At 63.0% G+C, this 21383-nt stretch carries 29 protein-coding genes and 3 tRNA genes; 15 read left to right on the top strand and 17 right to left on the bottom strand.

Annotated features, from left to right (window positions below):
• Window positions 1–97 precede the first annotated feature (97 nt).
• Together ACZI8Q_RS04540 and ACZI8Q_RS04535 are read right to left on the bottom strand one after the other, a co-directional pair.
• The gene (locus ACZI8Q_RS04540; protein WP_463372312.1) at window positions 98–664 is read right to left on the bottom strand and encodes a hypothetical protein; all 567 of its coding nucleotides are present in this window, start codon (window positions 662–664) and stop codon (window positions 98–100) included.
• A 77-nt stretch (window positions 665–741) separates the two neighbouring features.
• Complete coding sequence (locus tag ACZI8Q_RS04535) at window positions 742–996, bottom strand: hypothetical protein (RefSeq protein WP_463372311.1); 255 nt, start codon at window positions 994–996, stop codon at window positions 742–744.
• 130 nt (window positions 997–1126) lie between these two features.
• On the opposite strand from ACZI8Q_RS04535, the gene ACZI8Q_RS04530 reads away from it, so the two are divergent.
• Entirely contained in the window at window positions 1127–1462 is a 336-nt protein-coding gene (locus ACZI8Q_RS04530; protein ID WP_463372310.1) for a hypothetical protein, read from the top strand.
• Window positions 1459–2034 carry a DUF3558 domain-containing protein gene (locus tag ACZI8Q_RS04525; RefSeq protein WP_463372309.1) on the top strand — a complete coding sequence of 192 codons (576 nt, stop codon included), beginning with the start codon at window positions 1459–1461 and terminating at the stop codon, window positions 2032–2034. The genes ACZI8Q_RS04530 and ACZI8Q_RS04525 overlap by 4 nt, the downstream gene beginning before the upstream one ends.
• A 47-nt stretch (window positions 2035–2081) precedes the next feature.
• Here ACZI8Q_RS04525 and ACZI8Q_RS04520 read toward each other — a convergent pair whose 3' ends face one another.
• Window positions 2082–2489, bottom strand: coding sequence for a helix-turn-helix domain-containing protein (locus ACZI8Q_RS04520; RefSeq protein WP_463372308.1), 408 nt, complete (start codon window positions 2487–2489; stop codon window positions 2082–2084).
• Between the two features lie 190 nt (window positions 2490–2679).
• On the opposite strand from ACZI8Q_RS04520, the gene ACZI8Q_RS04515 reads away from it, so the two are divergent.
• The 6 genes from ACZI8Q_RS04515 to ACZI8Q_RS04490 all read left to right on the top strand — a co-directional run bounded on the left by ACZI8Q_RS04515 (window position 2680) and on the right by ACZI8Q_RS04490 (window position 6325).
• A complete protein-coding gene (locus ACZI8Q_RS04515) occupies window positions 2680–3324 on the top strand; it encodes a hypothetical protein (protein ID WP_463372307.1) in 645 nt (214 codons plus the stop codon).
• Window positions 3324–3644, top strand: coding sequence for a hypothetical protein (locus tag ACZI8Q_RS04510; RefSeq protein WP_463372306.1), 321 nt, complete (start codon window positions 3324–3326; stop codon window positions 3642–3644). Before ACZI8Q_RS04515 ends, ACZI8Q_RS04510 begins: the two co-directional genes overlap by 1 nt.
• A 2-nt stretch (window positions 3645–3646) precedes the next feature.
• On the top strand, window positions 3647–4450 hold the full coding sequence (locus ACZI8Q_RS04505; protein ID WP_463372305.1) for a hypothetical protein: 804 nt from the start codon (window positions 3647–3649) through the stop codon (window positions 4448–4450).
• Between the two features lie 260 nt (window positions 4451–4710).
• Window positions 4711–4995 carry a hypothetical protein gene (locus tag ACZI8Q_RS04500; RefSeq protein ID WP_463372304.1) on the top strand — a complete coding sequence of 95 codons (285 nt, stop codon included), beginning with the start codon at window positions 4711–4713 and terminating at the stop codon, window positions 4993–4995.
• Between the two features lie 140 nt (window positions 4996–5135).
• Window positions 5136–5549 (top strand): hypothetical protein, encoded by a 414-nt coding sequence (locus ACZI8Q_RS04495; RefSeq protein ID WP_463372303.1) that lies wholly within the window; start codon window positions 5136–5138, stop codon window positions 5547–5549.
• A 92-nt stretch (window positions 5550–5641) separates the two neighbouring features.
• Window positions 5642–6325 carry a MerR family transcriptional regulator gene (locus tag ACZI8Q_RS04490; protein WP_463372302.1) on the top strand — a complete coding sequence of 228 codons (684 nt, stop codon included), beginning with the start codon at window positions 5642–5644 and terminating at the stop codon, window positions 6323–6325.
• Window positions 6326–7242: 917 nt separating this feature from the next.
• On the opposite strand, the gene ACZI8Q_RS04485 is transcribed toward ACZI8Q_RS04490, so the two are convergent.
• Genes ACZI8Q_RS04485 through ACZI8Q_RS04475 form a run of 3 tightly spaced genes read right to left on the bottom strand, consistent with a single transcriptional unit; the run spans window position 7243 to window position 8870 of the window.
• Window positions 7243–7923, bottom strand: a complete 681-nt coding sequence (locus ACZI8Q_RS04485; RefSeq protein ID WP_463372301.1) for a DUF2510 domain-containing protein — start codon at window positions 7921–7923, stop codon at window positions 7243–7245.
• A 12-nt stretch (window positions 7924–7935) separates the two neighbouring features.
• A complete protein-coding gene (locus tag ACZI8Q_RS04480) occupies window positions 7936–8481 on the bottom strand; it encodes an MmpS family transport accessory protein (protein ID WP_463372300.1) in 546 nt (181 codons plus the stop codon).
• 44 nt (window positions 8482–8525) lie between these two features.
• Window positions 8526–8870 (bottom strand): hypothetical protein, encoded by a 345-nt coding sequence (locus ACZI8Q_RS04475; RefSeq protein ID WP_463372299.1) that lies wholly within the window; start codon window positions 8868–8870, stop codon window positions 8526–8528.
• A gap of 234 nt (window positions 8871–9104) precedes the next feature.
• Between ACZI8Q_RS04475 and ACZI8Q_RS04470 the strand changes: the two genes are divergently transcribed.
• Genes ACZI8Q_RS04470 through ACZI8Q_RS04460 form a run of 3 tightly spaced genes read left to right on the top strand, consistent with a single transcriptional unit; the run spans window position 9105 to window position 12980 of the window.
• Entirely contained in the window at window positions 9105–12287 is a 3183-nt protein-coding gene (locus ACZI8Q_RS04470; RefSeq protein ID WP_463372298.1) for a type I restriction endonuclease subunit R, read from the top strand.
• Between the two features lie 41 nt (window positions 12288–12328).
• Window positions 12329–12724 carry a tautomerase family protein gene (locus ACZI8Q_RS04465; protein WP_463372297.1) on the top strand — a complete coding sequence of 132 codons (396 nt, stop codon included), beginning with the start codon at window positions 12329–12331 and terminating at the stop codon, window positions 12722–12724.
• A gap of 58 nt (window positions 12725–12782) precedes the next feature.
• Entirely contained in the window at window positions 12783–12980 is a 198-nt protein-coding gene (locus ACZI8Q_RS04460) for a hypothetical protein (protein ID WP_463372296.1), read from the top strand.
• Window positions 12981–13032: 52 nt separating this feature from the next.
• Here ACZI8Q_RS04460 and ACZI8Q_RS04455 read toward each other — a convergent pair whose 3' ends face one another.
• Complete coding sequence (locus ACZI8Q_RS04455) at window positions 13033–13410, bottom strand: VOC family protein (RefSeq protein ID WP_463372471.1); 378 nt, start codon at window positions 13408–13410, stop codon at window positions 13033–13035.
• A gap of 84 nt (window positions 13411–13494) precedes the next feature.
• Here ACZI8Q_RS04455 and ACZI8Q_RS04450 point away from each other — a divergent pair, with 84 nt between their 5' ends.
• Window positions 13495–14217, top strand: a complete 723-nt coding sequence (locus ACZI8Q_RS04450; RefSeq protein WP_463372295.1) for a TetR/AcrR family transcriptional regulator — start codon at window positions 13495–13497, stop codon at window positions 14215–14217.
• Between the two features lie 145 nt (window positions 14218–14362).
• Complete coding sequence (locus ACZI8Q_RS04445; RefSeq protein ID WP_463372482.1) at window positions 14363–14542, top strand: hypothetical protein; 180 nt, start codon at window positions 14363–14365, stop codon at window positions 14540–14542.
• A gap of 15 nt (window positions 14543–14557) precedes the next feature.
• On the opposite strand, the gene ACZI8Q_RS04440 is transcribed toward ACZI8Q_RS04445, so the two are convergent.
• The 6 genes from ACZI8Q_RS04440 to ACZI8Q_RS04415 form a co-directional block, all read right to left on the bottom strand.
• Window positions 14558–15067: a hypothetical protein gene (locus ACZI8Q_RS04440; protein WP_463372294.1), complete on the bottom strand. Its 510-nt coding sequence runs from the start codon at window positions 15065–15067 to the stop codon at window positions 14558–14560.
• A 183-nt stretch (window positions 15068–15250) separates the two neighbouring features.
• Window positions 15251–15523 carry a hypothetical protein gene (locus tag ACZI8Q_RS04435; RefSeq protein ID WP_463372293.1) on the bottom strand — a complete coding sequence of 91 codons (273 nt, stop codon included), beginning with the start codon at window positions 15521–15523 and terminating at the stop codon, window positions 15251–15253.
• Window positions 15524–15529: 6 nt separating this feature from the next.
• Window positions 15530–15766: a hypothetical protein gene (locus ACZI8Q_RS04430; protein WP_463372292.1), complete on the bottom strand. Its 237-nt coding sequence runs from the start codon at window positions 15764–15766 to the stop codon at window positions 15530–15532.
• Between the two features lie 103 nt (window positions 15767–15869).
• Window positions 15870–15942: transfer RNA gene (locus ACZI8Q_RS04425), tRNA-Arg, on the bottom strand.
• Window positions 15943–15977: 35 nt separating this feature from the next.
• A tRNA-Ser gene (locus ACZI8Q_RS04420) sits at window positions 15978–16069 on the bottom strand.
• 85 nt (window positions 16070–16154) lie between these two features.
• The gene (locus tag ACZI8Q_RS04415) at window positions 16155–16880 is read right to left on the bottom strand and encodes a dienelactone hydrolase family protein (RefSeq protein ID WP_463372291.1); all 726 of its coding nucleotides are present in this window, start codon (window positions 16878–16880) and stop codon (window positions 16155–16157) included.
• Between the two features lie 95 nt (window positions 16881–16975).
• On the opposite strand from ACZI8Q_RS04415, the gene hisC reads away from it, so the two are divergent.
• A complete protein-coding gene (gene hisC, locus ACZI8Q_RS04410; protein WP_463372290.1) occupies window positions 16976–18052 on the top strand; it encodes a histidinol-phosphate transaminase in 1077 nt (358 codons plus the stop codon).
• On the opposite strand, the gene ACZI8Q_RS04405 is transcribed toward hisC, so the two are convergent.
• From ACZI8Q_RS04405 to ACZI8Q_RS04390, 4 genes are all read right to left on the bottom strand, one after another.
• On the bottom strand, window positions 18049–19047 hold the full coding sequence (locus tag ACZI8Q_RS04405) for an alpha/beta hydrolase (RefSeq protein ID WP_463372289.1): 999 nt from the start codon (window positions 19045–19047) through the stop codon (window positions 18049–18051). The genes hisC and ACZI8Q_RS04405 overlap by 4 nt on opposite strands.
• Before the next feature lie 110 nt (window positions 19048–19157).
• A complete protein-coding gene (locus ACZI8Q_RS04400; RefSeq protein ID WP_463372288.1) occupies window positions 19158–19517 on the bottom strand; it encodes a hypothetical protein in 360 nt (119 codons plus the stop codon).
• 165 nt (window positions 19518–19682) lie between these two features.
• Window positions 19683–19772, bottom strand: a tRNA-Ser gene (locus ACZI8Q_RS04395).
• 42 nt (window positions 19773–19814) lie between these two features.
• On the bottom strand, window positions 19815–20306 hold the full coding sequence (locus ACZI8Q_RS04390; RefSeq protein WP_463372287.1) for a MarR family winged helix-turn-helix transcriptional regulator: 492 nt from the start codon (window positions 20304–20306) through the stop codon (window positions 19815–19817).
• Between the two features lie 86 nt (window positions 20307–20392).
• Between ACZI8Q_RS04390 and ACZI8Q_RS04385 the strand changes: the two genes are divergently transcribed.
• Window positions 20393–21382, top strand: coding sequence for an NAD(P)H-quinone oxidoreductase (locus tag ACZI8Q_RS04385; protein ID WP_463372286.1), 990 nt, complete (start codon window positions 20393–20395; stop codon window positions 21380–21382).
• The last annotated feature ends 1 nt before the right edge of the window (window position 21383 follow it).

The following is a 21383-nucleotide window of genomic DNA, read 5'->3' as shown; positions in this document are numbered from 1 at the left end:
TGGGCCAACATCGAACTCGGCAAATCGGACGCCACAGCACCCTATCCGGTGCCGGCACACTCGCAATCACCAGCCGCCGGGGGATTCACCGAGAGCGCTACGCGCCGTCCTCCAACGCCATCGCGAAGTTCGAATGCGGCTCGAGTACCGAGATCTCGGTGCCGTCGAGAGACGTGACGGCATGGGTGACCTCGAACGGGTCCACGATGTTCAGGGGCGCGTACAGCAATGCGGCGATACCGCCGAACATCGGGATTCCGAGCCACGTCTGTTGACCGCCGACCAGCAGTGCGATGACGACGAACACAAGTGCGCCCACACCCGCCACCGCAGTGAGCGCGGCAACGCGTTTCGGTCTCCGCAAGGCGCTATCGCAATCACTGCAGACCGGCCAGGAAGTAGCCACGAAGTGAGTCTTGGCCGTCCGCTGCATCCAACGAGCAAACGGGCCGTCACCCAACGTGGTCAGTCGCTCGAGATCCGCCTGGTAGTCGTATGGAACCGTCGGCCTGGACTGCACATTGATCTTGATGCGGCGGGAAGCTTCCCGCCCGTGAATCACACAAACATCGGGGAGCGGACCAACCAGCGCGTGATTCCGTGACCCGGCCGCACCGGATGGTTGGGTAGCGAAACGCACGAGGAAGTCGGAGGGTGTCGGCACCGCGCAATGGTGTCGCAGGCGCCGCCGGAGCACAATGCGAGATGTCACTGACCGCAGCTATGTCTGCCGAGTCGCCATCAGTTCTCTTCGCTGTAGAACTCGACTTGGTAGTCGCAGGAATCGTCCACCACGAATGCATCGTCAAGGTACTTGGCGAGGTCGGCCAGTGCCGGCACCGGAACATCGTATGCGCCAGCTTCCGGAGGGTAGGCAACTCCGTCGATCTCGTAGGTGGCGCCAACATCGAGAAGCCCCCGGAGGATATCGGTTGTCAGACCGGGCAGCCGGTAGTCACGAGCGAGGAGATTCGACGACCTGTCGAACGCTTCCAAGTGCTACATCAGTTCCTCTTCCCGCCATCCGTCAGCGATTCTGAGTGGTTCGCTCGCAGGAAGTTCCCCGCCAGCGATGCGGTAACATCGCGCCTCGACTGGCGCCTACCGCACCGAACCGGGGGACTTCATGACCGAAACGCTCTACTTGGATGATGGCACAGCAGCCGAATGCGTCGCCCTCTGCGACGATCTGATCGCGAAGTTCGACGACGCGATACAAATATCAAGCAGGTTCGATCAGGTATCAGGTTTCGGTGGATTCGACTCCGCTCAACAGTTGCAGCGCGGTTTCGAGGACAAACTGGTCAATTCACCAGGGTCAGTAAGGAACCGGCTAGTGCAATTTCGAGACGCCGTAATGCTGTTGCGCACCACATTCGAAGCGAACGGCAGAGGCTTCGAAGATGCCGACAGCGATCTATACCAGGCTATCCGTGCGATCGGATCGACCGAACAACTGTGAAGCACTCAACGATTGCCTCCGCCCTCGCTCTGTGCGCGGTGGTCCTCACAGGATGTGGAGAGTCGGGATCACAGGCGTCGTCAGACACATCCGGTGGGGAGTCAACTACGCGGGTTCCCCGCATTACCGACGAATCCGGACGCCCGCCTGTCGCCTTCGATCCGTGCCTCGACATACCCGACGAGGTCATCTCAGAAGCAGGCTATGACCCCGCATCCAAGAACAAGACGGACTATGCATTGGATGACTACACCTTCTTGGGATGCGAGTTCGACACACCCGTACGTCGGTATGGGTTGAGCGTTCTGTCGGGAAACGTCACTTTTGCAGAAGAGCAGGAAAAGACAGCAGAATTTGCGGAGCCCATCACTGTGAACGGTCGTGACGCGCTTCTGAAACTCGACCCAGATCTGGTCGATGCGTGCGCCATCACGCTCGATACGTCCTACGGGATTCTGATCGTTCTCCGTGACCTGTTCTCGAACCACATCGGCCCGGCACCTCGTGACGAGTGGTGTGCCGGACTCGAAGACACCGCTCGCCTCATCGAACCGCTACTCGAAGACAGCTGAGCTGCACGAACTAACCACGACCTGTCACCCGGCGAGTTTCCAGACGCTCAGTAGTCCAGGCCCTCTGCATCTTCGAATTCACGCAGCTCCTGCAACGCTGCCCGCTTCTGCTCCCGCTGCCGATCCCGGTACGCGAAGACATCGGTGGTATTCAGCCGAGTGTGGGTACCGACCTTGTGTACGGCAATCTGATCTTCCCGCACCAGTTTCATCAACGTCGGCCGGGAGACACCAAGCAGATCCGCCGCCGACGTTGTGGTCAACTCCTCCGGCATCGACCCGACCGTCACCGTGCCACCCGCTGCGACAATCCGCACCACTTCGGTGAGAATCTCCGCCAGGCCCGCTGGCACATTACGAAGGTCAGCCGGGTCGAATGCCCCGGCCTGAGACATTTGGTCGGACGTCACCGTCAGGGTCGTCTTCCCGACACCGCTGTCGATCACAGCATTCATAGCTTCGCACCTTTCCGCTGTCGACACCGACAGTAGATTCTTTTCACTTATATGTGCAACCTCCTTTATGGGTGGGGCTACGCACTTCGACGAGTGAGCATGGCCAGGTGACGTGCTACCGTTTTGCGGCAGGCCGAGGCGAATCGGCTGTGTATGCATTAGTTGATCTTCCGGGGGGATGACGCGCTCGATGACCGAGATGACGTTCGGGAATTTCCAAGACGACGATCCACCGGCGAGGACCGCGCACCCCCAGGTGGCGCCCACCGCTGGACCTTCCGTCGTAAAGATGACGCTCGACGCCGGGCGGTTGCCGATCACCGCCCGCCTGGACAGCCAGTGGGACCGGAGAGTCGCGCCGCACGAGATGGACGACGCCATCTTCCAGGGCTACGTCGCAGCCCTCTGGGAACACGACCGCCACGCACTCGAGTCCGGCAGATTCGAGCTCCTCAGCTCGTTTCCGTCCCGTCGTATCCGACTTCTCACGCTGCTCGACACCAGGACGCTGGACGAGCACAGGGCGATCGTCGATTCGTTCTTCAGTGGCGGCACCTACGTCGGTCGCAGCGAGGTGCTCGACCGGTGGGACGACCCCGTCGTCACCCTCACCGCAGACAGGGGAACGATCCTGTCCGCCACCGCGTCAACCGAATGGATCGCCACCGCATCGGGTTATGCCATTGCGGACCAGATCCTTTACTGCGCAGATCAATTGCGGGAAGCGCGTCCCGGCCTTCGGAACACAAGCACATACGACGGGCTCTCCGACAGAGAAGTCGAGGAGCGCTACGCCGATCATCTCGGCGAACTGACGAGAAGGGCGGCAAGCTGATGGGTGGACCTCCCGGCGGACTGAAAGCCTCCGTCGAACACATGCGCATCGCTGCCGGCAACTGGAGCAGTGGCGCCGACCGCCTCGATGGCGCAGCAACTGCGACGGAGGCCATGGACAAGACACGCTTGGAGATGGGGCTCTTCCAGGTCACCTGGTCCGAGTACGAAGGTGCCGTCCAGTACATACGAGACCGGCTGCGCGAAGGCAGTACCGAGTTCGACAACGTGGCACGAGCACTCCACACGTGTGCCGACGCCTACGACACCACCGATGCGAACTTCGCGGCCACCCTCAACCAGCTACAAACCGAGGACTGACAATGACCAACGATTCCAGGATGCAGTTGGAAGAACAGGTCAACCAGCTCTCCAACCTGAGCGGGGACGTCGACAAGAGTTCTGCCGAGGTCACCGATGCCTTCGACATCCTGATCACCGCTCTGAAAGCCACCAGTTGGATAGCAGGCCCACTCAGCATTGGCGTAGTACTGACCGCCGAATACGCCGAGACCAAGCGTGCCGAGATCCTCGCCGGAATCGACACGCTGAGCACGCATTTGACTGAAGCTCTCGAAGACTCGGTAATCCCCTTCAAGTTCATTGACGACGCTGCGGAATGGGGCAAGATCAAAGCCTCCGTCATCGAGGCCAACAACGACGCGGGCAAGCAAACTCTCAACGGCTACTGGGAAGGCTTCGCCTTCGACCGCTACGACAGCGCGGCGTCCGCGCAGATGGCGGCAGCCACATCGGCCGCAATCCTGTGCGAGGACGTCATCACGAACCTCGAGGAGATGGCCCGGGCCGGCCTGGACTTCTACACGGGGGTTGTCAAGGTGGTCAGTGGTTATGTCACGTCCATGGCAGCGGCGATCGCAAAAATCGCCACTGTTATCGAAGCACCGTGGGGGATCTCGGACGCGATCGACCTGGTCGCAGCGATTGTCGACACCTTCGTCGACTTGGCCGACATAGCGATGACATTCATCCGGGAGCAATTGATCAACGCGAACACGCTCTCGACCAACGTACTCGCACAGGATGGTATGCCGAGCAATAAATGGCCGAAAGCAACGTCGGACGAGTACGACGACAAAGAGTCGTGGGAGGTGCCCGCCGGATGACACGAATATCACTCCGCGCGGCCGCTATCGCACTGTTGGCAGTACCTGGCTTAGCCGCGTGCAGCGCTGAGCCCGCGCCTGTCTCCGATCGTTCACTCACCGAGATGTGTGAACGCCCAGAACAGTTTCTAGTGGAGGTGTGGCACTTCGATGAATCTGTCGTTGGCAAACCGCAGCCAACGACAGATGAGAACTATGACGGCACGATCGGCTCTTCTGGCGGGTGCCGATTCGAAGTGGACGGTGCTCGCATCGCCACGGTGTCCGTATCGAGGGATGTCCCAGGGTTCCTCGAGGCCCCTCCTAGCGCAGACAAGATCCGAATCGGCCAGCACACTGTGGAGGCTTGGGCCTCGGGCCCTGTCTCCTTGCAGTTCGAAACCGTGAATGGTGGCTGGCGCGGATGGCTCAGCCTGACTGTGCGCAACGATCTCGCCACCCGAGAACCCGTCACCACAGACGAGCAGATGCAAGCCACCGCCACCGAACTTGTGGAGATCCTGGCCGAATTCAAAGGCCCGGACCATGCCCCCACCCAGTACTAGTGGCCAGGCTGATGTCGCGATTGCCTGGCGTCGCAGTTGTCACCACTCTGGCCGTTACGGTTCTAGCTGGATGTGGGGCGGACCCTGCGCCGCTGTCAGATCACTCCCTCACCGAACTGTGCAAACAGCCGGAACATTTGTTGGCGGACGTATGGAACTTCCCCGAACCCGTTGTCGGCACAGCCAAGGTCACCAACTCAGACCACATCGACAGAATTGGAGCCGGAGGCCACTGCACCTTCGACGCCAACGGAGCGAGTGTCGCCTCACTATCGTTGATCCGTGATACGCCCGGTTTCGGAGACCCACCCAACGATGCACAGTCGATCCCCGCGGGTGAACACATCGTCAAGACTTGGGCAATCCGGAGCATCCGTCTGACCTTCGAAGCCGTAATAGGCGGCTGGGAGGCAACCATCACCCTGACCCCGGGCGCCGACCGCGCTACGGGCGAACCGGCCGCCACCGATGACCAGATGAAAGCCACCGCAAACGAACTTGTCGACATCCTCTCCGAGTACAAAGGCCCCGACTTCACCCCGACACCACACTGACAAGCCTGTCGACGCAGCGATCACTCGCCACCACGTGAACTTATTCAACTGTACTTATTTACACATACAGTCTCGAGGGAGACCATATATGCATGGGTGAGATGACCACTGCGGAGGCGAGCGCACTGCTCGGCGTGAGTGCACGGCAGACAGCCCGGATCGTCGCGTCGGGGGAAATAGCAGTGAGGCGTCGAGTTGGGGGCGCGCTGCTGCTCGATTCGGAGTCGGTTCAAAGAGCAGCCCAAATTTCTCGGGCACCGGGCCGCGTGTGGTCCGCACCAGTGGCCTGGGCTGCATTCGCCCTACTTTCAGGGGGAAGCGCTGGCTGGCTGGCGGCGTCGCAGCGCACGCGACTGCGCCACAAACTACGGAACTCGACCGCCGACGGCGTGGCGACTTTGGGACGACATCGCGCACGGGTCCATCGGTTCCGCGTCCACACATCAGCAATTGTCATGCTCGAAGAGCAAGTGCTGCCGACCGGCGGTTCCGCGCTCAGCAATCCGACGTTAGCGTCGCGTTTCCGTTTGACTGCGGCCCGCGACCGAGTCGACGGCTATGCGACAGATGCAGAGTTGAAGTGGCTGGTCGACACCTTCGGATTGATTACGGACCCCGGCGGCAACGCAACAGTCCGGGTCGTGCAGCACACCGAAGCGTTCGGGAACGGGCACACACCGCTCGCTGCGATAGCCACGGACGTGATGGATTCCTTATCCACCCGGGAGCGCAGCGCGGGCCGACGAGTCCTCCAGGAATTGTTGGATGCCCAATAGGCGTCCGACATGGTGGATCTCCGCCCCTATGGATGGTGGGGTCCACCATGGCCGTAAGTAGCCGAACTCACTCGAGCGGTTCCGCCTGACCACTGGACCCTGGTCGGCGGACTGATGGTGCAGCTACACGCACTGCACTCTCACCTACCCGCAATCCGCCCAACCATCGACGTCGACACGATTCTTCACATCGAGATGGGCGCAACCACTTTCAAGACTGTTCGTCATGCACTCGAGGACATCGGCTACCAGTTGCAAGTACCGCTTGAGAAGGATGCACCAGTTCACCGCTTCACCAGACAGGGCGAACAGATTGACGTCATGGTCGCGGACAACCTTGCACCTGCCTATCGCCCAACAGTTTCGGGGCGACCAGTCTTCGCCGTGCCAGCTGGCACATCAGCCTTGAGGAAGACGGTGAACTGCTCGCTCGAATGGGACGAACCGGAGGGAGCCCTATTGCTCAGCATCCCGGATGCTCTCGGTGCAATTGTACTCAAAGGAGCCGCCTACAGAGAGGATTCACGCGACCGCGGTCGACACCTCGACGACGCGTCGATTCTCGCCTGCGCGCTGACTGATCCACACGAAGATGCCCTGCGGCTCAGAGGACATGATCGAGGACGAATCCTCCTCCTGGCCGAGGCACTGAGAGACGCGAATCACCGATCTTGGCTACAGATACCCGAGGAGATGGCGCAGCGCGGACGCGACACCCTCCGACACCTGACCCGGAATCCGCAGACAGCAACCCGACCGCGCCAGCTCGGCCGACACCTGACCCGGAATCCGCAGACAGCAACCCGACCGCGCCAGCTCGGCCGACACCCTACAGACAGCTGAATCCCACATTCCTATGCACGTAAAGCGCGGTGCGCCCGAGTCTTGTCGGACGCACCGCGCTTCTGTTCACCCGATCAGCCGGTGACCTCGATGATGTTCGCCTGGAACTTCGGCACCGTGGTGGAACCACCCAGCGTCGTGTTGTAGGTGAGCGAGCCGACAACCTCGACGTACATTTTCACGAAGTCTTCCGCGACCACGTTGGCCAGCACGTCAGGTGTGCCCGTCACCATGGTGTTCTGGTCGTAGTTGTACGACTCCCCCTGCGGATTGGCCGCGGTGTTCGCCCGGAAAGCATCGGGTCCGGTACCGGAATCGAACTGGGTGACAATCCCGTAGACCACCAACTTCCGTCCGGCCGCCGCATCGGGATTTTTCATCAGCAGCGCAAAGTCCCGATCCCCGATCTGCTCGTACGTCGCGGGGTCCAGCCGTGCCGCTTCCTCTGCGGCGGCCTGCGCACGCGCTTCCTCCTGAGCCAACCGCCGCCGCTCTTCCGCTGCCGCGCGCGCCTCGCTCTGCTCTTTGAACTCCGCCGCGGACAGGGTCGTCGTCGGCGCGCTTACCGAACGTGACGAACCACTGCTCGTATCCGCGCCGGTCGCGATCGCGGCCGCAGCAATTCCCCCGACGGCACCAATGACCACCACAGCCACGGCGGCGGCCACCCACGGCCACGTCTTCGACCCCTTTCCCGACTGATTGGGGTCGGTCGGCGGACATTGCTCTCCGTCAGGGGAATACGGGTCTACCATGATGATTCCCTTCTAGAATCCGGCGTTGCAGTTGACGACGGCGTACTGGCCGGTGGCGGTCTGCTCGTCCTTGACCTCGCCGTCGACGATCACGCGACAGGTCACCGAGGTGCCGTCGGTCTGCGCCCCGACCCCGGCGATCACGAACGTCGACGGGTTCTCCACGGTCAGAGACCACGGCGCGGAGACGTTCTGCTTCTGCTGAATGGCGCTGTTCTCGTCGAACCAGGTCACCGAGTTCAGCGATCCCGAATCCGAGATCACCTCATACAGAATCGACTTGCCTTCACCCGAACTCGGGGCCGGAGCCAGCGGCGGAATCGCCGGCTGCTCGGTTTCCGGCTGCGGAGCCGGTGCCTGCCCCTGCTCGGCCGCAGGTGCCGGAGCCTCCGCAGCGGTGGATTCGTCGCCGGTCGAGCCGTTGGAGGCAACGGAGGCAATGGCGATCACGCCGACGATGCCGCCGACGATCCATGGCCACTTTTTCGACTTCTTGGGCGGCGTCTGCTGGATGGGCGGAACCGGCTGCTGCGGAAAACCGCCGTTGGGCTGTGTCATGGGACTACTCCTTACGTCTGTGATGTGGTGAGAGGTGACGCGAATCAGGACCCGAAGATGGACGGGGCGGGAGGCGGCGGCTGCATCACCCAGGTGCCGCACCGGCTGGATTCGAACGCCGTATCGCCGGGCATGATCTGCACCGTCTGCGGGCCGCTGGAGAACTCGTTGGCGATGATGTCCTCGAACTCCCCGCTGAGGCCGGACTGCCGCTCCCAGTAGCAGTTCTCGGTATCACCGGTGTGGTAGATGCCGGGTTGGATGTCGATGCCGACGCGGTACTGGCCGTCGCCGAACGAGGTGGCCGGCGCCGCGGTGGCAACGCCCGCGCCGAGCCCGCTACCTATTGCCACGAGAACCGCCGTGCTGGTGATGATGTGCCTGATCATGGAAAGCTCCTGAGCTGGATCGAATGGTTCGGTTGGTGCGATGGGAAGAAGCTTGGACGCTAACCAACACAGATGGAACGATTCGTTCGATAACCGGGGTTATCAGCGCGCCAGATGGAAATGTCCGAATGGGGCCATACCGTCGTCCTCATGAGTAATGGCGAGAAACTGGGCGAGCCGCCGCATCGCTCCACCACCCGGCTTCTAAGTTGTGATGGTGGAAAGGTGCACGGAATGAGCGATTCGCACGGATTGTCCGAGGACGACTGGGAGCATCTGGCTCTCGACACCCTCGGCGAGCTGGCCTGGCAGCCGCTGAACGGGTCGGCCATCGCCCCCGGAACCGGCCAGCGTGACTCCTGGGACGAACTCGTGATCCTCCCCCGCTTGCGGACGGCGATCGCCAAGCTCAACCCCGAACTGCCGCCGCATGTGGTGGACGAGGCCCTCACACATGTCGTCACCGCCGGGTCCACCAACGCGATCACCGAAAACGAAGTGATCCACGAGTACCTCACCACCGGCCTGCGGAAGATCAGCTACGTCGACGATTCGGGGGTGGAGATCACCCCGACGATCCGCCTGATCTCCGGCGAGGCCGACGACAACGACTGGCTGGCCGTCAACCAGGTGACATTGGTGCAAGGCGATCACCGTCGCCGCTTCGACATCGTGCTGTATCTCAACGGCATGCCCGTCAGCATCATCGAACTCAAACGCGCCGGCAGCGCCCACGCGACCCTCACGGAGGCCCACGCCCAGCTCGAAACGTATGTGCGGGAATTTCCGCTGGCCTTCCGATTCGCGGTGTTCGATCTCGTCTCGGACGGCATCACCGCCCGCTACGGCACCCCGTTCACCGCGTTCAACCACTTCGCACCGTGGAACGTGGACGACGACGGCAAACCCGTCGACCGCCAGAGCAGAACCACCGCCTTGGACGACGCCCTGCACGGTCTTTACACGCAGGGTCGATTCCTGTTGTTGCTGCGCGGCTTCACCGCATTCGACAAGGACGAACGTGGCCTGGTGAAGCGAATCGCCAAGCCGCACCAGTACTTCGCCGTCGCCAAGGCAGTGGGGTCGACGGTGCATGCGGTGGAAAGTCACGGCAAGGCGGGCGTCGTCTGGCACACCCAGGGGTCGGGCAAGTCCATGGAAATGGAGCTGTACGCCAACCAGGTGATCCGGCACCCGCGCCTGGCGAACCCGACGATCGTGGTCGTCACCGACCGCACCGAACTCGACGGCCAGCTGTACGAGACCTTCGCACGATCGCAACTCCTGCCCGAACAACCCCAGCAAATCCGCAAACGCGAGGAGCTGCGGCAAGAGCTGTCGGGACGCACCACCGGCGGCATCTACTTCACCACACTGCAGAAGTTCGGAAAAACCAAGGAAGAGAAGGACTCCGGCGAAAGTCATCCGTTGCTGTCGGCGCGTCGCAACATCATCGTGGTCGTCGACGAGGCCCACCGCAGCCATTACGACAACCTCGACGGATACGCTCGCCACCTCCGCGACGCGCTCCCCAACGCGACACTCATCGCGTTCACGGGAACCCCGATCTCCACAGACGAGCGCGACACCCGCGCCGTGTTCGGCGACTACATCGACATCTACGACCTCACCCGCGCCGTCGAGGACGGCGCCACCGTGCCGGTGCACTTCGAGAGCCGGCTCGTCGAGGTGTCGTTCACACCCGACGTCACCCAGGAAGAACTCGATGCCGCAGCCGACGCGGCCACCGAAGGTCTCGACGACACCGACCGCGACCGTATCGAGAAGAGCGTCGCGGTGGTCAACGCCGTGTACGGTGCACCGGCCCGCCTGCGGAAACTGGCCGAGGACATCGTCGAACACTGGGAGAACCGCCGGAAAGCCATGAGCGCCTTCGTCTCCTCCGAAAACAACCCCACCGCGTCCGGCAAGGCGATGATCGTGGGCGCCACCCGTGAGATCTGCGCCAACCTCTACACCGAGATCGTGAAGCTGCGGCCCGAATGGCACTCCGACGACCTCGCCGCCGGACGCATCAAGGTGGTCTACTCAGGCACCGCATCGGATACGCCCCCGGTCAGCGCGCACGTGCGCCGCGATTCGGCCAACGCCACCATCAAGAAGCGGCTCAAGAACATCGACGACGAGCTGGAGATCGTCATCGTCAAAGACATGATGCTCACCGGGTACGACTCTCCGCCGCTGCACACCATGTACCTCGATCGCCCCCTCAAGGGTGCGCTGCTGATGCAGGCACTCGCCCGCGTCAACCGCACGTTCCGCAGCAAACAGGACGGCCTGCTGGTCGCCTATGCACCGATCGTCGACAATCTCGCCGAAGCACTCGCCGAGTACACCGAATCCGATCAGGCATCCAAACCGCTCGGCCGCGACATCGACGCCGCCGTCGACACCGCCAAAGACCTGATCACCCTGATCGAGAATCTGCTGCACGGATTCGATTGGCGAGCCGAGCTGAAGTCTTCAGGCCCGGACGCATATTTCCGAGCGGCGCAGGCCACGATCAACTATCTGCGCGATCCACGCCTCCCGGAGAACCAGGTCGGCGAGGGCGAAGAGACCCTTGCCGACCGCTTCCGCAAGTTCGCCTCACAGCTTTCCCGTACCTGGGCGATCTGCGGAAACCGCGAGGAACTGCGTGAATATGCTCGGGCAGCCAGGTTCTTCGAAGAAGTTCGTGTGTACATGGCGAAGTGGGATGCCGAGGACCGACAGGCCCGCGGCGAAGCAGTTCCCGAAGACATCAAGCGGGCCCTGCGCCAGCTGATGGCCGCCTCCGTCGAATCCGGTGAGGTGCTCGACATCTACGACGCCGCCGGGATGCCGCGTCCGGAACTTCGCGACATCAACGTCGACTTCATCGACAAGACCAAGAAGGCGAAGAACCCCAACCTCGCGATCGAGGCCCTGCGGCGTCTCATCGACGAAGAATCCCGCAAGGCCGTCAAGCACAACGTGATCCGTCAGCGTGCATTCTCCGAGAAGCTCCAGGACCTGATGGTGAGATACACCAACAGCCAGCTCACCTCCGCCGAGGTCATCGCGGCACTGGTGGAGGTGGCGCAGGAAGTGGTGGCCGAATCCGATCGCGGCAAGAACTTCTCTCCCCCGCTGTCCGACGACGAACTCGCCTTCTACGACGCCGTGTCCCAAAACGAATCCGCTGTCGAGGAACAGGGCGACGGCAAGCTCGCCGACATTGCCCGCGACCTCGTCGCGGTGATGCGCCGCGACGTCCGCACCGACTGGACCGTCCGCGAAGACGTCAAAGCGCGCCTGCGCTCACAGATCAAACGGCTCCTCAGGAAACACGACTACCCACCGGACAAACAGCCCGCCGCCGTCAAACTCATCATCGAGCAGATGGAGGTACTGGCACCGACGATGGCCGCATAACACTTCCGATAATCGGTTGCCCGACAATGCAACAATTGACCATGCCGAGTTCACTTGTGGAGGTCCGTCGTCGCTACACCGAGGCGGAAGAGGTTGCGATCATCGATGCGGTGCACGATGCACTGGTGAGTGCCTTCCGTATTCCACCGGAAGACAAGCACATTCGGCTCGTCGCTCACCAACCGCACCGGTGCACCACCTCACCTGGATTGGCGCAGCCCGAGTACTACACCCTGGTGTCGATCGACTGCATGGCCGGACGATCGGTCGACGCGAAGCGGAATCTGTACGCCGCAATTGTGGATCGGCTTGCCGCGCTCGGCATCCCGAAGGACCACATCACGATCGTGCTTCGGGAGATCGAACTCGAGAACTGGGGAATCCGCGGCGGCCAGGCCGCCTGCGACATGGACCTGTGGTTCGACGTGAACGTGTAGTGCGCCGCCCGGAACCGGGGCGCTACGGTAGAGCGGTCACGACGATGTAGGGGGAAATGTGAAGGACACCGTCAGGTACGGGTTACCGCCGGCGATCGTGGTCGGAGTCGGCTTCGCCGTCACCGGGAGCACCGGCAATTGGTGGGCGTCGATCGGTGGCGCCATCCTCGGTGGCGTGATCTTCTACGTCCTCTACTCGATGCTGGATCGCAATCCGGCGGCCGAGCAGAGCGACGACGTAGAGAACGGCGTATAGATGCGGCCCGGCTCCGAACTCTCGGAGCCGGGCCGTTCTACCAATCGTGAACTCAGACCCACTGCACGAGTTGCCAAACGAGTCCGTTGGGGTCGGCGAACTGACAGAAGCGCTCTCCCCACGGCTCGGTTTCGGGCTCGGTGATCACCGTGGCTCCCGCTGCCGAGATGCGAGCGAATTCGGCGTCGAGGTCTTCGACGACGAAAGCGATCAGCATCCCTTGGCCGGCGGCCCCGGCGATGGACGCCGGCTTGAAGGTCGCGAGGCCGGTGCGCAGGAAGACGACGTTGAGTCCTGTGTCGGGATGGGCGAGCGAGACGAATCCGTCGTCGGACATCACCTCGGTGAAGCCGAAGTGCGTTTTGGCGAACTCGGCAGAGCCGTCTGTGTCGGGAACATTCAGAGACAGGGCGGTACCGGTGATCTTGATGGCGACCTCCAAGAGTAGCTAACCTTGTACAACGTATAGAGTATAACGTGGAAGTCGCATTTCTCGCTACAAAGAGGAACCCACATGTCCCGTGAGCTGATCGATTTGCTGTGGCGCGACCACCCCGATGCCCCGCGGGCGCGCGCCCGCGGCCCCCGAGCGAAGGTGACCACCATGCAGGCTGTGGAAGCGGCAATCACCCTGGCCGACAACGAGGGACTCGACGCACTGACGGTGCGCAGACTGGCCGCCGAACTCGGCATTTCAGGCATGGCGCTGTACACCCACGTGGGCTCGCGCGACGACCTGCTGGCGCTCATGGTCGACGCAGCACGCAGTGGTCACGAGCGCAGACCGTATGCCAGCGAGGATTGGCGCGAGCGCGTGCGCCAGATCGCGGAGGCGGATCTCGCCCTCTACGGCGCGCACGCATGGCTGCTGGACGTCACCGACCAACGCACCGCAATGGGGCCCGGCACGATCGCAAAATACGACCACGACCTGCACGCGTTCGACCACACCGATCTGACCGATATCGACCGGGACGCGGCACTGACATTTGTCGCCGACTTCACCCGCTCGTCGGCGCAGGCACGTCGGCCCGACCCTCATGCGGCCGACATGGCCGAGGTCTGGTCGGCCTGGCAACCACGCCTCGCCTCCTATCTGGGCGAGGACTTCCCCCTCGCGCAGCGAGTCGGCGCTGCCGCAGGTGAAGCCATGAACACGTCGTACAGTCCGCAGGCGGCCTGGGAATTCGGCCTCGCCCGTGTACTGGACGCACTGGAAGCCCTCATCGAGGTGTAGCGCCGTCAAGCATCTGCCCGACGGCACCCAGATCGCGCTTCGAGGCGCCTCGATCTCGTTGTCGGGCCCAACGGAGCCGGTAAATCGACATTGATCGAACAGCGCCTCACGCCGCTCTTGCCGAACAGCGTCATCGTCAATGCAGATGAGAGCGCGAAGATCCGACGGCCCGGCAGTGCAGGCTCATTCCTACAAGGGCGGCCATCGAGTTCCAGAGGAGAAGATCCGCGGACGGTTCGCGCGACTGTGGCCGCTGGTGGCCGATGCCACCGCGGTGACGTGGAGAAACATCCATCGACCGTCACCCATGAGCGTCTTCTGGTGACCCGCGGCGGCCAGCTCACGCAGTTCCGGACTTGTCCTTCTTCGCCTGGCGACGCGCTCCTGCCGCGATGGTCGACGCCTCGTATTTCTTGCGCCCGGACGAGTCGCGGGTCGCGTCGACCCGGGCCTTCCCCTTCGAACTGACTTTGCCCGCGCCCTGACCGTCGCCGGAGAATGACGGAGAACCCTTCCGGGCGCGAGCGAGCCGCTCGTCCTTCAAAGCAGCGGCCGACCTACGCGCCTCCGCGGCAAGCCGACTGCTGACGCGGGCCAGCGCCTTCTCGAAGACCTCGGCCTTCGCAGCATTACGTTTGTTCGCCGACTTCCCGGTAGCCCGAGACTTCTTCGCGCCGACCTTCTCCGCGCCTGCCCGCCGATAGAGCTTGACATACTTGTTGCGGGCACGACGAGCACGAGTATGCAGGTCGATCAGATCGTCCTCGGACAAACCCTCCAACTGAGACTTCTTCGTTTCCCGGACAAGTACGAATTCGTCTTCGGACAGGGAGTTCACGACTGCGCTCATACCGATCCCATCTACTCGCAGGCCCCGTAAGGATGCCGTCATCGTATCCGGCCCACCTACTGCACCGAAGGTGATCGGCCTAGCCCGTGTACTGAAGGCTGCTTGCCACTTCGGGCATGCCGATCTCCTCCCGCCAGGTGTTGCTCACTGAATCAGCGAAGAGCTGCGGCGTGACCCGCTCATCTACGAAGCGAGCAGCGGACCGTACTTTTGGCGCGCCGCTTCGCCTGAAGTGCCCACCTCGCCGCCGATCGTGGACCACGGCACGCCCCGCTCACGGGCGAGTACGACACCGTCGAGCACTTTTCGCTCGGCCTCCGCCCGAGCGGCGACGGCGGTGCGTAGTGCGGCGAGTGCGGATGGGTTCCGGCGATCTTCTTCGCGTGGTTCGTAGTCCTCGAATCGCTTCGCAAGTTCGTCGGCGTGAGCAAGGATGTCTTTGGTGCTGCGTGGCATTTGGTATCACCTCAGGAATTTGGGTCGGGCCTTCATGGCATGAACGATGACGTGCGCGTCGACGCTCGTCACGTAGCCGAGTTCCAGCATGGTGGCGTCGCGAGCCGGCCCAACGAGCATGATGAGACCGTCGCCGAGATCGTAGGCGGTCACCGCGTTGTCGAAGGCGTGGATCGTGTCGTCATGCTCGACGCCGTGCTTATATGCGCTTTCGGCGACCACGGGCTCTGTACGCGCAACCACAAGTTACCTTGTCGACAACAGGTCGGCAAGGTAACTTGTAGACTACCTTCGCGAAGAAATGGGAAACCCCAGGTAGATGATCTTCTACCTGGGGTTTCTACTGTGCGCCCGAAGGGATTCGAACCCCTAACCTCTTGATCCGTAGTCAAGTGCTCTATCCGTTGAGCTACGGGCGCGAGTCTTCAATTGTCACCGGCAACTATCACCGGTGTGGCGGAGGCGAGAGGATTTGAACCTCCGGTCCCTCGCAAAAGGGACAACTCATTAGCAGTGAGTCCCATTCGGCCGCTCTGGCACGCCTCCCTGGGGTGGTTCCGATCCCTTCGGACCGCCGAGGCGAAAGATTACACACCTTTTCACCCCAATGGCAAAACGTGTGGTCAGGACGTTAACGAAGGTTGCTGTCGAACCAGTCGAAGATTCGGCGCTGCGCATCGAGGATCGCCTCCGCAAGAGCCTCGTCGCCGTCGTCGCCGGGCACCTGCGGCGGTTCGTCCGCACGGTGCGCCAGACCCGAGTAACTCACGACGAGCGCAGCAACCTGCGCTTTGCCGGCAGCCTCCCGCAGCTGATCCACGTGCGACGGTGGGATCGACGGATCGTCGTCGCCGTACAACCCCAGCCACGGCACCTGCAGCGCCGGCGCGGCGAGCAACAGCGCGGTGGCGTCGTTCGCGAGGGGTTCGACGATTCCCGGCGCAGCGACGCTCACCGCCGCCCCCAGTCGCCGGGTCGTGGCGACGAGGAAGGCCGCGGTTCCGGCGTCGTCGAACCCGAGAACCCCGATGCAGTCCCCGTACACACCGCGCCCCACCAACCAGTCGTAGGTGGCGTCGAAATCGGAGAACAAATGATCGCCGAACACCTCGGCCGTGCTGTGCGCGGGCTCGCGGTGGAACAGGTGCGGCGCTACCGCCACCCAACCTTCGAGCGCCAACGACTGCATCAACTCCAGGAAGCGCTCGGTGAAATCCCGGCTCTCGTGCAACACCACGATGCCGCCGCGCGCCGGTCCTTCCGGTTCGATCACCGTGAGTGGCACTCGGTCCGGAGCGTCCTCCGACGCTTCGCCGACCGCACGCAACGGCGCACTGTCTTCGAAGATTCCCGACATATCACCACCTTTGCATGGACGGGCCGCGGGTGCATCCCCTTCCCGTGCGCATCCCACCCCGCCTGCAGCACATCCATAGAGCGCATAATCGGACGGTGACCACTCGGACCCGCGCAGACCTCGATTCGATCCCGGCATACGTTCCCGGAAAGAGCTTTCCCGGCGCGATCAAGCTGGCCAGCAACGAGACCACACCGTCCCCGCTGCCGGGAGTGCAGGATGCGATCGCTGCCGCCGTCAGCACGGCAAACCGTTACCCGGACAACGGATCGACAGCGCTGATCGACGCGTTGGCGCAACACCTGGGTGTTCCCCGCGAGCACATCGCGACGGGCTGCGGATCGGTGAGCTTGTGCCAGGAACTCGTGCAGGCCACCTGCCACGACGGCGACGAGGTCGTGTTCGCCTGGCGCTCGTTCGAGGCGTATCCGGTGGTCACCCGCGTCGCCGGGGCCGTCCCCGTGCAGGTTCCGTTGACCGCCGACCACGGGCACGATCTGGACGCGATGGCGGCTGCGATCACCGACCGCACCCGCCTGGTGTTCGTGTGCAACCCGAACAACCCCACCGGCCGTTCGCTGGTTCGCGACGAACTCGAACGTTTCCTCGACGCCGTACCGGATCGGGTGGTGGTGGCGCTCGACGAGGCGTACTTCGAATACAACCGCTCCGATGTGGACGGCATCGCGCTGCTGGAGGGCCGTCCCAATGTGGTCGTTCTGCGCACGTTCTCGAAGGCGTACGGTCTCGCCGGCATCCGGGTGGGTTACGCCGTCGCCGACCCGGCGATCATCGCGGCACTCGGCAAAGTGCACGTTCCGTTCAGCGTCAGCGCACTCGCCCAGACCGCGGCCATCGCCTCCCTCGAGGCACGCGACGAACTGTTGCACCGGACCGACGGCGTGGTCGCCGAACGCGAACGGATGCGCGAGGCCCTGATCGCCGCCGGATACAACGTTCCGCAGAGCGCCGCCAACTTCGTCTATCTACCGCTCGGGGATCGTTCGGCAGAGTTCGGCATGGCCAGCGCCGAGGCCGGTGTGCTGGTGCGCCCGTACGGCGAGGACGGAGTGCGGGTCACCGTCGGCGACCCGCACGAGAACGACACGTTCCTGGCCTTCGCCGCCGCCGAAGAGACACGCGCCGCGGCAGGTGTGAGCCGGGCGACCTAGAGCCCCAGCGAGTCCTTCAGCGTCGGCCACGCGGCGTGCAACTCGTCTTCCCAGTACGGCCAGGAATGCGTGCCCCAGGGGTGGTACGAGAACGTGGCGGGGATATCGAGTTCGTTCAACCGCTGCTCGAAGGACTGTGTGCACACGTAGGCGGCCGCCTCGAGCGGGCCTCCCACCGCAACGGTGGACAACAGGTCCCCGCCAGCGCCGCGCTCGTACGGACCGGGCAGCCCGTTGCCCGAAGACACGTAGATGTGCTTGCCCCGCAACTGCTCGGCGTGCAACGCCGGGTTGTGCTCGTTCCATGCGGGATCCGACACCGGGCCCCACATGTTTGCCACGTCGCCACCCTTGAACGCCACCGTCCCACTGACGGAGTGACGCGAGCTCGGCGACGAGTTGTCGAGACATCCACTGAACGCGGCAAGACCCTCGTACATCTCGGGATGACGGGTGATCAGGTTGCCGGCACCCATGGCGCCCATGGACACCCCACCCACGGCGTTGGTGCCGTTGCCACCGAACTCCGAGTTGACGATCGGCGGAAGTTCTTCGGTGAGGAACGTTTCCCACTGGTTGATCCCGAGGACGGGGTCAGGGCGCTGCCAATCGGTGTAGTACGAACCGGTACCGCCAATGGGGAGCACGACGTTGACGTTCTTACCCTTGAAGAAGTCGACGATGTCGGTCTTGAGCGTCCACGTGCTTTCCTGGTAATTGGACTCCTCCCCCGCGCCGACACCGTCGAGCAGGTACAGCGAGGGCCGTGAACCGTCGTGTTCGGGGTGCAGCACCTGAACCTGAACGACCTTCTGCATGGACGGGGAATCGATGAAGACGGCGCTACGGGTGGGCGTCAACTCGTCGATCCGCTGAATCTGCGCGGTCGCGGTGCTCTCACTGTCGGCAGGTGCAGGCTCGGCGTTCGCCGTGGCCACCCCCATGAGGGAAAGCGACAACACCATCCCGGCAGCAGCGATTACACGACGACGCATACAGATCCTCTTCCCCGAACGATGTGAACCGCAATTGCACAGCACAGACGCCGCGCGGTCAACCTTTCGCGCACAACTTTATGACTCGTCGGTAACCACTGAGATGGCGCCTAGCGACAGCTCGACACGATCGCATTCGCGGAACGACCGGTCAGCCTGATGTCGTAGCTGTCCTGGACCTCGGATATCACCGTATCGAGAGTCCACCGCTCGCTCATGCCCGGATTCTCGGTAAGCCTGGCGCAGGCTCCCTGACGGTATGTGTCCACCACACTGATCTGATCTGCGGTGAATCCGTCCGACGCCATGACGGACCCGAACGACTGCGAGGCCGGTTCGAGGACGAGCTGCGCGGTGTTCACCGGGGCCTGCGTCGGCGGTGTCGAGATCGTCTCTGCCTGCAGGGTGGACCCACAGGCCACGAGACACCCGACCAGAATTGCGAACGGTAGTGCGGCGAGTTTCCTCATGCGCTTCTCACTTCCGTGAAGGTGCGAGGCAAAACGCTAGTGAAGACACATGGCGACACGCCGAATCGGTAATCATTGTTGCCAAAACGTAACCAACATCGGTGTCAGCGGAGGCTCGATCGAGCAGAAAAAGCTCCCCACCTGCGTAAACAGGTGGAGAGCTAGTGGCGGAAGCGGAGGGATTTGAACCCCCGGTGGGTTTTACGCCACGCTCGCTTTCAAGGCGAGTGCATTCGGCCGCTCTGCCACGCTTCCGTGGGCGATCCTATCGGTAGACGACCTGCCGACCACAACCGGTCAGCTGCTACCTATGGCCTTGTCCACGCGTTCGAACACCTCGGCCAGCACCTTCAACTGGTTCTTGGTGAGCAGATCCACCAGGTTTCGGCGCACTCCGTCGACATGCGTGGGTGCGGCGACCGCGAGACGGCGGCGGCCTTCGTCGGTGATCACAGCGAGGACCCCTCGACCGTCCTCGAGGCAGGTATCACGGACGACCATGCCTTCGTCCTCCATGCGCCGGATCTGATGCGTCAGCCGACTGCGTGACGACAGCACACCGTCCGCCAGATCACTCATTCGCAGCGCACCATCGGAAGACTCCGACAGGAGAACGAGGATGCGATAGTCCGCCAGCGACAAGTCGTGGTGCAACTGCAGATCTCGGTTCAGCACCTCCATCAGTCGTTGGTTGCCATCCATGTACCCCCGCCACGCACGCTGTTCCGCGGGAGTGAGCCAGTTCGGCTCCGCGATCGTGTCCGTTCGTTCTGTTGTCACACATATCATCCTAGGACGCCGAGGGCCCCCGGTCTGCGAGACAGCCACCTCACAGAGTCGACGGCTGCGCGTGAACGTTCGATAACGTCGACGTCATGTATGCCATCGCGATTGCGTCTTCGGACACGGCCGACCTGACCTGGACCGAACACCCCGATCCACAACTGGAACCGGGTCACGTCATCGTCGATGTCGCAGCGACGGCGATCAACCGTGCCGACCTGCTGCAACGGCGCGGCCTGTATCCGCCGCCTCCCGGCGCGAGCGAGGTTCTCGGTCTCGAATGTTCCGGGGTCGTGTCCGAGGTTGCCGAGGATGTCACCGATTGGACAGTGGGCGATCAGGTGTGCGCTTTGCTCTCCGGTGGCGGTTACGCGCAGAAGGTGCTGGTACCCGCCACCCAACTGCTTCCCCTCCCCGATGGTGTGGACCTGCTGGCAGCGGCGGCGCTTCCCGAGGTCGCGTGCACGGTCTGGTCGACCGTCGTGATGGGTGCGGGGCTGCGTCAGGGGCAGGTTCTGCTCGTCCACGGCGGCGGCGGCGGTATCGGCACCCACGCCATCCAGGTGGGCAAGGCGTTCGGTGCGCGGGTGGCCGTCACCGCCGGCCACCAGAACAAACTGGCCCACTGCCGTGAACTCGGCGCCGACATCACGATCGACTACCGGAACTCCGACTTCGTCGACGAACTCCGGAAGGCCACGGACGGCCACGGCGCCGACATCATCCTGGACAACATGGGCGCCACCTACCTCGATCGCAATATCGATGCTCTGGCCGACGACGGGCAGCTCGTCGTGATCGGTATGCAGGGCGGACTCGTCGGCGAACTGAATCTCGGCAAGATGGTCGGCAAACGTGCCCGCGTGAGCGCCGCCGGTCTGCGCAGCAGGCCGACCACCGGCAACTCCGGCAAAGCCGCCATCGTCGAGGACGTCCGGGCCCGGTTGTGGCCGCTGATCGCGGAAGGTGCCGTCGCGCCGGTCGTGCACGCTGAATTGCCGATCACCGAAGCTGCACGCGGTCACGCCCTGCTCGATTCTGCCGACACGGTCGGCAAAGTGGTCCTGACGATTCCCCGGTGAC

Source organism: Rhodococcus quanlei, assembly GCF_055231015.1.
This window is presented reverse-complemented; position numbering and strand designations above follow the sequence as displayed.